The organism is Saccharopolyspora indica (genome assembly GCF_027853965.1).
In the GTDB taxonomy this organism is placed as follows: Bacteria; Actinomycetota; Actinomycetes; order Mycobacteriales; family Pseudonocardiaceae; genus Saccharopolyspora; species Saccharopolyspora indica.
Window position 1 is genome coordinate 149,717 of the sequence record NZ_JAQGLB010000001.1, and the last position, 12,545, is coordinate 162,261.

The window sequence follows — 12,545 nt, forward strand, 5'->3', positions numbered from 1 at the left end:
AACATGCCGAAGCAGGGCGCAACGGCGTTGGTCGTGCCGCTTCCGGAAGCCGATCCGCTGCTGGCCGCCGTCGCGGACCGCTTCCCGGACGCGGTGCGCCCGCTGCCCGCGCACCTGACGCTGCTGTACCCGTTCCTGCCCGCCGGCGCGCTCGACGAGCAGGTGTTCGCGGCCCTGGACGAGGTGTTCGCCGATCAGCCACCGCTGCGGGTCGAGTTCGCCGAATGCCGCCGGGCGAGCGGGTTCGCCGCCCTGCTGCCCGATCCGGCGGACGGCCTGTCCGCGCTGGTCGGCGAACTGCGCCGCCGGTGGCCGGATCTGCTTCCCTACGACGGCAGGTTCGGCGCCGAGGTCGACCTGCACGTGACGGTCGCGCTGAACACCGCGGAAGCGACGGCCGATGCGGTGACCCGCGAGATCATCCCGGAGTTCACGCCGATCCGGGCGCACCTGCGCGAAGCCCGGCTCATCGCGTTCCATGGCCAGTGGCAGCTGCGCAGGCGCTTCGAGTTCACCGCCTGACCCCGGGGGGGGCGGTGTCAATTTCGTACGAAATTGACCGTCACCCGGGTGAACGTCAATTTCGTACGAAATTGACGCGGCCCACGGCACTCGGGCTCCTGGGGGTGGTGCTCTCGCTTGGTCGTACCGCGTTCGTGCGTCGCAGCCGACCTGGACTCGGTCGTTGACCGCGGACATTCGCGGCGATAGGACATGAGCAGGTCCCGTCGTGGCGTCCGCAGGAGGGCAGTCCGTGAACCTCACCGCTCATGCCGATCTCGTCCCGCCCCACGACGCCGAGCGCGCCACGCTGCTCGCCCGCGTTCACGACCCGGAATCGGGCGGGCCGTGCGTGGCCGCCGTGCGCGGTCGGACGGTGGTAGATCTGACCGAGGTCGAGCCGACGGTGTCGGGCTTGCTGGAACGTCCCGATGCGGTGCAGATCGTGCGCTCCCACCCCGGCGGACGCGCGTGGCAGCTGCCCGATCTCCTGCGGGCGACGCTCGACGGGCATCGCACCGAGGCCCACTTCCTGGCCCCCGTCGACCTCCAGGTGCTCAAAGCCGCTGGTGTCACCTTCGTGCGCAGCATGCTGGAGCGCGTCATCGAGGAGCGGGCCGACGGCGACCTGCGCCGGGCCGAAGCGATCCGCGCCAAGCTCGGCGATCTCGTCGCCGGGCGGATCTCGCAGGTGCGGCCCGGCACGCCCGAAGCCGAGCGGGTCAAGGAGGTGCTCGTCCAGGAAGGCCTCTGGTCGCAGTACCTGGAGGTCGGCATCGGCCCCGATCCGGAGATCTTCACCAAGGCCCCGGTGCTGTCCGCGGTGGGCACCGGCGCCGAGATCGGCGTGCTGGCCCGGTCGACGTGGAACAACCCGGAACCCGAGCTGGTGCTCGCGGTGACCTCCGCCGGAGTCCCGGTGGCGACCACCCTCGGCAACGACGTGAACCTCCGCGACTTCGAGGGGCGCAGCGCACTGCTGCTGACCGAGGCGAAGGACAACAACGCCTCCTGCGCGATCGGCCCGTTCCTGCGCCTGTTCGACGCGGACTTCACCCTCGACGACGCGCGGAGCGCGGAGATCTCCCTGCGGATCACCGGTGCGGACGGCTACCGGCTCGAAGGCGTCAACCCGGTCGCGGAGATCAGCCGGGACCTGCTGGACCTGGTCGGCCACGCCTGCGGGCGCCACCACCAGTACCCGGACGGGTTCGCGCTGTTCACCGGCACGATGTTCGCCCCGACCGAGGACCGCGACGTGCCGGGCCAGGGCTTCACGCACAAGCGCGGCGACGTGGTGCGCATTTCGTCCCCGGCGCTGGGCTCGTTGATCAACGCGGTGACCAGCGCCGAGGACGCCCCGGACTGGGAGTTCGGGATCCGCGCGCTGATGAGCAACCTGGCGGCCCGCGGCCTCCTGGGGAGGTGACCTACTTCGCCAGTGCGGCGTCGACGGCACCGGTGAGGTGCTGGTAGGAGTCGGGGACGAACTTCTTGCCGTTCAGGAAGAAGGTGGGCGTGCCGTCGACGCCCACGGCCAGCCCGTCGTTCCAGTCCTTCTTGACGCGGGCAGCCGTGGCGGGGCTGTTCAGGTCGGCCTGGAAGCGCTCGACGTCCAGGCCGATGGCGCGGGCGTAGTCCAGGAACACCGCCTCTTGGGACTCCTGCTTCTCGCCCCACGCCCGCTGGTTGTCGAAGAGCGCCCGGTACATCTGCTCGAACTTGCCCTGCGCCGCGGCCGCTTCGGCGGCTCGGGCCGCCAGGTCGGCGTTGCGGTGGCTGGGCACCGGGAAGTAGCGGATGACGTAGTTGATGCGCCCGTCGTAGTCGGCGCGCAGCTGCTCCATCGCCGGGTAGACCGCGCCGCACGCCTCGCACTCGAAGTCGAGGAACTCCACCAGGGTCACCTTGCCGTCCGCGGCGGTGGACAGCTGGTGGCTGTCCTCCCGGACCAGCAGCTGGGCTGGCAGCGGGCCGGGTTCAGCGGGGGCTGCCTCCGGATCCGCCGGCCGGTTCAGGAGCAGCAGCGTGAAGATCGCCACCGCCGCGACACCGATGACGACCAAGGTCAGTTGGAGGTTCCTGCTCATGGGCCACCCTTGCTCATGCGTGCAACTGCTGCGCCTCGTTGCGGCACTAACTTCGATAGTAGATGAGCGCTCCGGTGGCGTGGCGGCGACCTTCGCGCAGTTAAGTCCATTGTGGATTAGAATTCACGATACGTGGCCGTACTAGATGATCTAGTAGACAAGGCCGGGATGGTGTCGTAACCTTGCCGCGACCTTCCGCGGGTCGCTGTCGGTGACGGTTTTCGGGGGCCGTTCGGGTGGACCGCGGCTGCCAGGTGCTGTGCGCGCTGGCAGTGGGTCGTCGGCTGGGGGGTGCAACGCGAACGTGATGATCTGAAAGGCGGCACGTGCGACACGATCGGGCCAGCGGCGGTACCCCCGCATCCAGCCGCGAGGAGCGCCTCGCTTCCCGGGGACGCGTGCAGGAAGACCCGGAGGACCGGGTTCTGGAACAGCGTCCCGGCCTGCGGCCATCAGGTGTGGTCCGCTCCTACGTGACGATGCTGGGCGTCATGGGCGGAGCGCTCGCCGCGGCGAGCGTGGCCTCGACGCACGAAGCGCAGGCGTCCGGGCACCTCGAAGGACTCGACGGCGGCATCGCGCCGGTGGCCTCCATCGGTCACATCATCGCCGACGGGCCTGATCCGGCACCGGCCTCGCCCAACCTGCTGCCCGCGCAGTCGGCGGCCGGCGAGCACGACGAGCTGGCGGGCCTGAACAAGAGCCTCCGCCTCGACGAGGAGCGCGCGGCGGCGGAGGCCGAAGCGGCCCGCCAGCGGGAGGCCGCCGAGCGGGAGGCGTTGCGCAACCGCGTCGTGTGGCCGGTGGCGGGGCGGATCACCTCGATGCCGGGCGCGCGGTGGGGGACCACGCACTACGGCCTGGACATCGCCAACCGCATCGGCACCCCGATCTACGCGGTCAAGCGGGGCGTGGTGATCGACGCCGGCCCGGCCAGCGGCTTCGGGCTGTGGGTGCGGCTGCGGCATCCGGACGGCACCACCACCGTCTACGGCCACATCAACCGCACGCTGGTGAGCAAGGGCGAGAGCGTTGAAGCGGGCGAGGTCATCGCCGAGGTGGGCAACCGCGGCCAGTCGACCGGCCCGCACCTGCACTTCGAGGTGTGGGACGCGAACAGCCGCAAGGTGAATCCGTACACGTGGCTGCGGAACAACGGCGCCCGGGCCTGATGAGTCCTACCAGCTGAGCTGCTGGCAGCGGCTGGCCGCTTCGGCGGTCTCGACCTGCAGGGTCGCGTGCTCGAGCTGGTACTTCTCGGCCAGCAGGCGCTGCGCGGCCACCAGCACGGCCGAGGAGTCGGCGTCGGCGTCGACCTTCAAGTGCGCCGAGGCGACCTCCATCCCGGAGGTGAGGGTCCACACGTGCAGGTCGTGGGCCTCCTGCACGCCGGGCAACGTGCCGAGGTCGGTGGTCATCCCGGCGACGTCGATCCGCTCGGGGGCGTGCTGCAGGAGGATGCGCAGCGCGCCCTTGCCGAGGCTGAACGCCCTGGGCAGCACGAACAGGCCGATGGCCACACCGATGATCGGGTCGGCGTAGCGCCAGCCGAACAGCAGCGTCACGAGGCCGCTGACGAGCACGCCGATGGAACCCAGCATGTCGGCCATGACCTCCAGGTAAGCGCCTCGGACGTTGATGCTCTCCTCGGCACCGGAGCGCAGCAGCAGGAGCGCGGCGATGTTCATCACCAGGCCGACGACGGCGACGATGCTGACCGGCAGTCCCGGGACCTCCGGCGGCTCCTCGAACCGGTCGACCGCCTCGTAGAGCACCCATCCGGCCACCGCGAACAGCAGCACGGCGTTGAACAGCGCGGCGAAGACCTCGGTGCGGTAGAGCCCGAACGTGCGGTTGGCGCGGGCGCTGGCCCGTTGCGCGATCAGGATCGCGGTGATGGCCATGAGGATGCCGGACACGTCGGTGAACACGTGCGCGGAGTCGGACAGCAGCGCCAGCGACCCGGTGGAGAGGCCGACGACGACCTGCGCCGCGAAGGTGACCAGGCCCAGGCCCGCGGCGAGCCACAGCCGCCGGAGGTGCTTCGAGGAGGCGCTCGCCGCCTGGGCGGGCGATATCCCGTGTCCGTGTCCGTGCCCCATGTCCATCCCTTCCGTTGCCGTCATCCCGATACATAGTGACATGCGCATGAATGCACGACAAGGGGAGGGGAGGACAAGGGGCACGTGGTTCAGTCGGGCTGCTTCGGGGAGTGGGTGATGGATTTGCCGGTGAGGCTGAGGTGTGCTTCGAGGCGCATCCGCTCGGCGATGTGCGGGTAGTGCAGCTCGAAGGCCGGGCGCTCGGAGCGGATCCGGGGCAGCTCGGTGAAGTTGTGCCGCGGCGGCGGGCAGGAGGTGGCCCATTCCAGGGAGTTGCCGTAGCCCCACGGGTCGTCGACCTCGACGACCTCGCCGTAGCGGTAGCTCTTGAACACGTTGTAGAGGAACGGCAGCATCGAGGCACCCAGGATGAACGCGCCGATCGTGGAGATCGTGTTCAGCATGGTGAAGCCGTCGGACTCCAGGTAGTCGGCGTACCGGCGCGGCATGCCCTCGTTGCCCAGCCAGTGCTGGACCAGGAACGTGCCGTGGAAGCCGATGAACGTCAGCCAGAAGTGCAGCTTGGCCAGCCGCTCGTCCATCATCCGGCCCGTCATCTTCGGGAACCAGAAGTAGATGCCCGCGAAGGTCGCGAACACGATCGTGCCGTAGAGCACGTAGTGGAAGTGCGCCACCACGAAGTAGGTGTCCGACACGTGGAAGTCGACCGGCGGCATCGCCAGCAGCACACCGGTCAGACCGCCGAAGAGGAAGGTGACCAGGAAGCCGACGCTGAAGAGCATCGGTGACTCGAAGGTCAGCTGCCCCTTCCACATGGTGCCGATCCAGTTGAAGAACTTCACCCCGGTCGGGACCGCGATCAGGAACGTGGTGAAGGCGAAGAACGGCAGCAGCACCGCGCCGGTGGCGTACATGTGGTGCGCCCACACCACGACCGACAGGGCCGCGATGCCCAGCGTGGCGTACACCAGGCCGGAGTAGCCGAAGATCGGCTTGCGGCTGAACACCGGGAAGATCTCCGAGACGATGCCGAAGAACGGCAGCGCCACGATGTAGACCTCGGGGTGGCCGAAGAACCAGAACAGGTGCTGCCAGAGGATCACGCCGCCGTTGGCCGGGTCGAACACGTGCGCACCCAGGTGCCGGTCGGCCATCAGGCCCAGCAGCGCGGCGGTCAGGATCGGGAACGCCATCAGGATCAGCACGCTGGTCACCAGGATGTTCCAGGTGAAGATCGGCATCCGGAACATCGTCATGCCCGGCGCCCGCAAGCAGACCACCGTGGTGATCATGTTCACCGCACCCAGGATCGTGCCCAGACCGCCGACGAGCAGGCCCGCGATCCAGAAGTCGGCGCCGACGCCGGGTGAGTACACGGCGCTCGACAGCGGGGTGTAGGCGAACCAGCCGAAGTCGGCCGCGCCGCCCGGAGTCAGGAATCCGGCCACCACGGTGAGGCCGCCGAACAGGTACAGCCAGTAGCTGAAGGCGTTCAGCCGCGGGAACGCGACGTCCGGGGAGCCGATCTGCAGCGGCAGGACGTAGTTGGCGAAGCCGAACAGGACCGGGGTCGCGTACAGCAGCAGCATCACCGTGCCGTGCATGGTGAACAGCTGGTTGTACTGCTCCTGCGACAGGAACTGCATCCCCGGAACCGCGAGCTCACCGCGGATCAGCATCGCCATCAGGCCGCCGACGAGGAAGAACCCCATGGAGGTCACCAGGTAGAGGATGCCGATCTGCTTGTGGTCCGTGGTGCGCAGCATCCGCGCCGCGTACGAACCCTTGCGCGCTGGGCGGGGGCGCGCGGCGACCGGCCGCGGCACAACCGTTGTCATCCTCGTCTCCTGACTGCCCGGCGTCCGGGCGCTGCGTAGCGTCACTATATAACCTAGTACTATTGACCGTAGTATTACGGTGGTCCTCGTGAAACGAGCAAGTGCGGGGAAGCAGGCGAGCAAGGCGCTGGCGGGTGGCCGCGGGCTGCCGTGGACGGGCATCGCCGCGGTCGCGGTCGTGCTGGCGTTCGCGGGCGGCATCTTCGGCTACGTCTACGTCCAGTACGCGGACAAGGCCGAGCGCGACGCGGTGATGGCGAAGTGGACGCCCTCGGAGACCAATCGCGATCCGGCGCGGAACATCCCGGGTGTGGTCGTCGAGGAGTACGAGGCTGCCAAGCACGTCGATCCGGCGCAGCGGGTGAACTACGACCACAGCCCGGCTTTCGGCGGGCCGCACGACGGAATCTGGGCCGCGTGCGAAGGAACGGTGTACGACGTCCCGGTGCGGACCGAGAACCTCGTGCACTCCCTGGAGCACGGTGCGGTGTGGATCGCCTACGACCCGGAGCGGGTCGACGGCGCCGCGCTCGACGCCCTGCGCGCGAAGGTCGACGGGCAGCAGTACATGGCTTTGTCGCCCTATCCCGGCCTGGACCAGCCGATCTCGCTCCAGTCGTGGGGGCGCCAGCTGAAGCTGGCCGACGCCGGCGATCCGCGCATCGACCAGTTCATCTCCTCGACGCGGACCAACCCCTACACCCACCCCGAGGTCGGCGCGTCCTGCTCGGCGCTGGGGCCAGGCGGATTCGACCCCGACTCCCCGCCGCCCTTCGACCCGAACCCGCCGGGGCCGGACGCGGTTCCGATGGCCGCGGGCCGCGGTGCGGCGGGGCAGGAGGAACCGGCGTGAACTCGCTGCGCACCGCACCGCGCCCGGTGCAGATCGCCCTGGGCGCGGCGATGCTGCTGGCCGTCGGGCTGCTCGTGGCTTCCGGGGTGCTGTCCCTGCGGATGGGCGAGCCGGACGCGGCCGACCCGGTCGACGTCGGGTTCTCGCAGGACATGAGCGTGCACCACCTGCAAGGCGTGCAGATGGCCTCCATCGCGCGGGAGAAGAGCCAGGACCGGCTCATCCGCCAGCTGGCGTTCGACATCGAGACCACGCAGCTGGAGCAGACCGGCCGGATGAAGGGCTGGCTGAGCCTGTGGAACGAACCCGATCTGGCACCGGGCAACCCGATGACGTGGATGGCGGGCGAGCACGACCAGCACTCGTCGCAGCCGACCGCGATGCCCGGCATGGCGTCCGAACAGGACCTCGACCGGCTGCGCTCGCTCGACGGGCCGGAGTTCGACGCGTTCTTCCTCCAGCTGATGATCCGCCACCACCGGGGCGGTGCGCCGATGATGCAGTACGCCGCCGAGAACGCCGACCGCCCCCAGGTGCGCAACCTCGCCCAGCAGATGCTGACGGCGCAAACGGCGGAGCTCGACGTGATGACGCGAATGCTCACCGAGCGGGGCGCACGTCCGTTGCCGGACTGACGTGCGACCACCGACAGGTGGGGGACTCCCGCGATTTCAATTGAAATCAGACGTCTGATTTCAATTGAAATCGCGCAACCGCCCGACGCGACACCGGCGTGTCGGGCGGTTCCACGTGGTGGTCAGGACATCAGCCGACCGCTGGTTGCAGGCCGGGTGCGCTCAGCCGCCGGGTGCGCTGGAGCGCGGCGATGGCTCCCGCGCACAGCAGGCCGATGACCGACATCGTCAGCCAGGGCAGCGCGGGCAGTCCGGTCGAGCGGGCGAGGTCGAGCACGCTGCAAGACCGAGCGCCCGCCGGTCCGTCGCAATGCTTTTGGGTTAAGCGGCGCGCGGTCGGCACGGTGCGCCACTACTGCTATGAGCCTTAGTGGCCCATGCGAAGGATGATCGGCGGTGTCGCGCGAGGTGCGGTGGTGACTGATCGTCACCTCTGGGGTTGCTGGTCAGAAGCCGAACGCGAACGGGCAGGTGATCATCGCCAGCACGGGCAGCAGTGCGATACCGGCGAGCGTCGGCAGGGTGGCCGCGGTCAGGCCCGCCATGCCGGAGGTCAGGGCGCGCTTGGCCTTGCCCGGCGCCGACGGCAGGTCGCTGAGGTGGTGCAGCCGGAGGGCGACCGCGCTGTCGGCCATCCCCAGCGCGTGCGCGGGCATCGAACCGCCGCCGCGCCCGCCGGACATGTGCAGCAGCGCGGAGCGCACCGCACCGGGACCGTGCAGGTGCGCGGCCGAGCGATCGGCGGCCAGCTCGACGGCGGTGCGCACCAGCTCCGGGGAACGCCGCATCAGCGGGAGCCACGGGGCCGAGCGGGACAGCGCCTCGGCCAGGCCGACCAGCAGGTGGTGGCGGCCGCGGAGGTGCGCGCGTTCGTGCTCCAGCACCGCGGCGGCATCGGGGCCGAGGCGGTCGCGGACGCCGTCGGTGGCGACCACGAAGCCCGGAGCGCCCGCGACGCTGTAGGCCATCGGCTCGGGGTGCGGGAGCCACATGATCGGGAACGCGCCGGACTCGGGGCGCGCCGCGATGCGCAGCAGGTCGAGGTGGCGGCGGTGCTCGCGCCGCTGGCGCCGGGCGTGCCGCAGCAGTCCGATGCTCACCCGGGACGACAGGCCGGCGATCGCGGTGAGCAGCAGGAGTCCCGCGGCCAGGTGCAGCTGGGGTGCGGAACCGTGCTGCAGGGCCGTCCAGCAGTGGTGGAGCAGCTGGACGAGCAGCGGTGCCGGGCCGTGGGTGGGCAGCACCGTGATCGTCAGGGCCGCGGTCACGGTGACGAACGTGGTGGCGACCAGGCCGCCCCACGTCATCAGGACGAGCTGCGGGTCCATCCGCCGCTGCAGCATCCGGTTCAGCACCGCGGGGCCGAACCCGGCGACGAACGCCACGCCGAGCAGCAGGGCGACGGCGAGGATCATCGCCGGGGCCGCCGGCGCAGGCCGCGCCGCAGGGCGGCCGTCTCGTCGTCCGAGGCCGACTGCGCGAAGTGGAGCAGGACGGCTTCGGGGTCGCCGCTGGAGTCCAGCAGCTCGCGCAGCACGCGCGAAGCGGCCTCCTCGCGGCTCTCGGCGGGCGTGTAGAGGTAGGCGCGGTTCTGCAGCTCGCGGTCCGCCCAGCCCTTGCGGTGGAGGTTGTCCAGCACCGTCATCACCGTCGTGTAGGCGAGATCGCGCGTTTCGTTGAGCTTCGCGAGGACTTCGCGCACGGTCATGGGCGCTGCGGACGTCCACAGCACGTCCATCACGCCGTTCTCGAGCTCTCCCAGGCCCTGCATGCCACCTCCCGTCTCCGGGTGTCGAGGATACCGGGCCGGGGATGCGGGCCAGTGGTGGAGTGACCTGCGCCGCTAAGTACTATCCGATCTAGTAGTCAGATGGTCCTGCGGAGGTGGTCGAGATGTCGTTGCCCGGAGCCGGATCGCGGAGCGGCGGCGAGCGCGCGGGGGTTGCGCCGTGGACCTGACGGATCTGGCGATCTCCGGCCCGCTGCTGCTCGCCGCACTGCTCGCGGTGGTGGCCGGAGCGGTGTCGTTCGCCTCGCCGTGCGCGGTCCCGCTGGTGCCGGGCTACCTCGCCTACCTCGCGGGTCTGGTGGGTGTCCAGGCGCCTGCGGCCGACCTCGCGGAGCGCGACGAGCGCCGGCCGGTCGGCCGGTGGCGGGTCGCCGGTGCGGCGCTGCTGTTCGTGCTCGGCTTCACCGTCGTGTTCGCGGCGGCGACGGTCACGGTGCTCGGCTTCTCGGACGCGGTGCTGGCCAACGAACTGCTGCTGCAGCGGATCGGCGGGATCGTCACCGTCGTGATGGGACTGGTGTTCCTCGGCTTCATCCCGCCGCTGCAGTTCGGCTGGCGGGTGCGGCACACGCCGCGCCGCGACGGCCTGTGGGGCGCGCCGCTGCTGGGTGCCGTCTACGGCCTCGGGTGGACGCCTTGCCTCGGCCCGACGCTGACCGGCGTGATCGCGGTGGCCAGCGGGACCGACGTCGGCCCCGCCATGTGGCGCGGACTCCTGCTCGTGCTGGCCTACTGCCTCGGGTTGGGGCTGCCGTTCGTGGTGCTGGCGCTCGGTCTGCGCTGGGCGGTCCGGGCGGCGGACTGGCTGCGCAGGAACGTCCGCCGGGTGCAGCAGGTCGGCGGGGTCTTCCTCATCCTCATCGGGCTGGCGCTGGTGACCGGCCTGTGGGGCGAGCTGATCAACTGGATGCGCGGGCCGATCGCGGGCTTCACGCTGCCGATCTGATCGCGCCGGGGGCCGCGGACCGGTCTCGCGCTGGGGGTGAAGGTGGCGAGGGCCGGTCCGCGCCCGGTGGTCGCCGGGTTCTGGGGTCCGGCGAGCTCGTCAACTATCTCAGATAGTAATTTGCTTGACAAGATCCGCAGAGCTCAAGATCTCGCTGTGCGCAAGGGAAACTCAGCTACTGAGGTTGGTGGCGGGAAACGGGTTGCGATTCGAGCGGCTGCCGAGCCCGCTTCTCGCGTTCGAACCAGGGCTCCAGGCTCGTGTAGGCGTCGCGGAACTCGGCGTGGCGGCGGGCGTAGTCGCCGTGGCGGTCCGGGTCCGGCGCGAACTCGCGGTCCACCGTGGACAGATCGCGTGCGGCGCGGAAGTCGTCCACGAGTCCGGTACCCACGGCAGCGGTCACCGCCGCGCCGAGGCTGTTGGCCTCCTCCACGATGGTGCGCCTGCGCACGGTCGCGCCCCAGACGTCGGCGAGCACCTGCAGCCACAGGTCGCTGGCGGCTCCACCGCCGATCGCATCGACGCGGGTGACCGGGTGGCCTGCTTCGCGGAAGGCCTGGATGCAGGTGGCCAGGTTGAACGCCACGCCCTCCAGCACGGCCCGGGTCAGGTGGGCCTGGCCGTGGTGGCGGGACAGGCCGACGAACGCCCCGCGCGCCGCGGAGTTCCAGTGCGGCGAGCGCTCGCCGAGCAGGTGCGGGAGGAAGAACAGGCCGCTGGTGTCGGCGTCGGCGGCCTCGGCGAGCAGCCGGGCGAAGCGGTCCTGCTCGCCGGGGTCGGGCCGGAGCACGCCGGTGATCCACTCCAGCGATGCCCCGCCGGCCTGCATGGTCGCGGTCGGCACGTAGCGGCCGGGCACCACGTGGTCGAAGGTCATCGTGCGCATCTGCGGGTCGTGCAGCGGCTGGGACGCCGACATCGACACCCACGACGACGAGCCCAGGTAGGTGTAGGCGCCGTCCTCGGGATCGATGATGCCCGCACCCAGTGCGGCCAGGGGTCCGTCGCCGCCGCCCAGCACCACGGGAGTGCCCGCGGGCAACCCGATCTCCGCCGCGATCGCGGGCCGTACCTCGCCGACCTGGGTGGCCGAAGCGACGAGCGGCGGGAACAGCGAGCGGTCCAGCCGCGCGGCGTCGAGCACGGTCTGGGACCAGTCCCCGGCCCGCTGGTCGTAGGCGTTGGTGCTGGAGGCGTCCGACGGGTCGGTGCGCAGCACGCCGGTGAGCCGGTGCACGACGTAGTCCTTGGCCAGGCAGACGTGCGCCACCTGCGCGAAGTTCTCGGGCTCGTGGTCGCGGACCCACATCACCTTCGACAGCGAGTAGGTCGGGTGCACGCGGTGCCCGAGCAGGCGGTACATCTCGTACGGGCCGAGCTCCGCGTTGAGCCGGTCGGCCTGCTCGGCGCTGCGGTGGTCCGCCCAGATCAGCGCCGGGCGGATCGGGCGGTGCTGCCGGTCGAGCAGCACGGCGCCCATCATCTGGCCGCTGAACCCGACGGCCCGGACCTCGGCGGGCCGGGTGCCGGTCCGGGAGAGCAGGGCGGCGGTCGCCTCGCACACCGCGCGCCACCACGCGCGCGGGTCCTGCTCGGCGATGCCGCCTGCCCGGAAGTCGGTGCCGTACCGCGTGGTCACCGCGGCCACGAGAGTCCCGTCGGTCGTGTGCAACGACGCCTTGTTCCCCGTGGTTCCCAGGTCATGCGCGATGATCACGCCGCTTACCTCCCGCGCGCACGGCGGCCGCGGATCGGCGGCATCACCGGTTGGTCGTGTTGAGCTCATAATGTCGTCCTGTCATGACAGGAAGTCAAGAACTCGGCCGCGCG

General features: G+C 70.4%; 13 protein-coding genes. 6 read left to right on the forward strand and 7 right to left on the reverse strand.

Annotated features, from left to right (window positions below):
* Positions 1 to 3 precede the first annotated feature (3 nt).
* A complete protein-coding gene (locus tag OU416_RS00695; protein WP_270924792.1) occupies positions 4 to 522 on the forward strand; it encodes a 2'-5' RNA ligase family protein in 519 nt (172 codons plus the stop codon).
* 232 nt (positions 523 to 754) lie between these two features.
* Positions 755 to 1,930 (forward strand): fumarylacetoacetate hydrolase family protein, encoded by a 1,176-nt coding sequence (locus OU416_RS00700; protein WP_270924793.1) that lies wholly within the window; start codon positions 755 to 757, stop codon positions 1,928 to 1,930.
* A 1-nt stretch (position 1,931) separates the two neighbouring features.
* Here OU416_RS00700 and OU416_RS00705 read toward each other — a convergent pair whose 3' ends face one another.
* The gene (locus OU416_RS00705; RefSeq protein WP_270924794.1) at positions 1,932 to 2,591 is read right to left on the reverse strand and encodes a DsbA family protein; all 660 of its coding nucleotides are present in this window, start codon (positions 2,589 to 2,591) and stop codon (positions 1,932 to 1,934) included.
* Positions 2,592 to 2,989: 398 nt separating this feature from the next.
* On the opposite strand from OU416_RS00705, the gene OU416_RS00710 reads away from it, so the two are divergent.
* Positions 2,990 to 3,763: a M23 family metallopeptidase gene (locus OU416_RS00710; RefSeq protein ID WP_270924795.1), complete on the forward strand. Its 774-nt coding sequence runs from the start codon at positions 2,990 to 2,992 to the stop codon at positions 3,761 to 3,763.
* A 6-nt stretch (positions 3,764 to 3,769) separates the two neighbouring features.
* On the opposite strand, the gene OU416_RS00715 is transcribed toward OU416_RS00710, so the two are convergent.
* Both OU416_RS00715 and ctaD read right to left on the reverse strand, forming a co-directional pair.
* Positions 3,770 to 4,693 carry a cation diffusion facilitator family transporter gene (locus OU416_RS00715; RefSeq protein ID WP_270925391.1) on the reverse strand — a complete coding sequence of 308 codons (924 nt, stop codon included), beginning with the start codon at positions 4,691 to 4,693 and terminating at the stop codon, positions 3,770 to 3,772.
* Positions 4,694 to 4,782: 89 nt separating this feature from the next.
* Positions 4,783 to 6,492 carry an aa3-type cytochrome oxidase subunit I gene (gene ctaD, locus OU416_RS00720; protein ID WP_270924796.1) on the reverse strand — a complete coding sequence of 570 codons (1,710 nt, stop codon included), beginning with the start codon at positions 6,490 to 6,492 and terminating at the stop codon, positions 4,783 to 4,785.
* Positions 6,493 to 6,580: 88 nt separating this feature from the next.
* Between ctaD and OU416_RS00725 the strand changes: the two genes are divergently transcribed.
* Entirely contained in the window at positions 6,581 to 7,345 is a 765-nt protein-coding gene (locus OU416_RS00725; protein ID WP_270924797.1) for a DUF3105 domain-containing protein, read from the forward strand.
* Entirely contained in the window at positions 7,342 to 7,980 is a 639-nt protein-coding gene (locus OU416_RS00730; RefSeq protein WP_270924798.1) for a DUF305 domain-containing protein, read from the forward strand. Before OU416_RS00725 ends, OU416_RS00730 begins: the two co-directional genes overlap by 4 nt.
* A gap of 130 nt (positions 7,981 to 8,110) precedes the next feature.
* Here the strand turns inward: OU416_RS00730 and OU416_RS00735 are convergent, their stop codons facing one another.
* The 3 genes from OU416_RS00735 to OU416_RS00745 form a co-directional block, all read right to left on the reverse strand.
* A complete protein-coding gene (locus tag OU416_RS00735; RefSeq protein WP_270924799.1) occupies positions 8,111 to 8,257 on the reverse strand; it encodes a hypothetical protein in 147 nt (48 codons plus the stop codon).
* A 169-nt stretch (positions 8,258 to 8,426) separates the two neighbouring features.
* Entirely contained in the window at positions 8,427 to 9,395 is a 969-nt protein-coding gene (locus OU416_RS00740; RefSeq protein WP_270924800.1) for a M56 family metallopeptidase, read from the reverse strand.
* The gene (locus OU416_RS00745; protein WP_270924801.1) at positions 9,392 to 9,751 is read right to left on the reverse strand and encodes a BlaI/MecI/CopY family transcriptional regulator; all 360 of its coding nucleotides are present in this window, start codon (positions 9,749 to 9,751) and stop codon (positions 9,392 to 9,394) included. Before OU416_RS00745 ends, OU416_RS00740 begins: the two co-directional genes overlap by 4 nt.
* 178 nt (positions 9,752 to 9,929) lie before the next feature.
* Between OU416_RS00745 and OU416_RS00750 the strand changes: the two genes are divergently transcribed.
* Positions 9,930 to 10,715 (forward strand): cytochrome c biogenesis CcdA family protein, encoded by a 786-nt coding sequence (locus OU416_RS00750; RefSeq protein WP_270924802.1) that lies wholly within the window; start codon positions 9,930 to 9,932, stop codon positions 10,713 to 10,715.
* A 175-nt stretch (positions 10,716 to 10,890) separates the two neighbouring features.
* Here OU416_RS00750 and xylB read toward each other — a convergent pair whose 3' ends face one another.
* Positions 10,891 to 12,432: a xylulokinase gene (xylB, locus tag OU416_RS00755; RefSeq protein ID WP_270924803.1), complete on the reverse strand. Its 1,542-nt coding sequence runs from the start codon at positions 12,430 to 12,432 to the stop codon at positions 10,891 to 10,893.
* Positions 12,433 to 12,545: the final 113 nt, after the last annotated feature.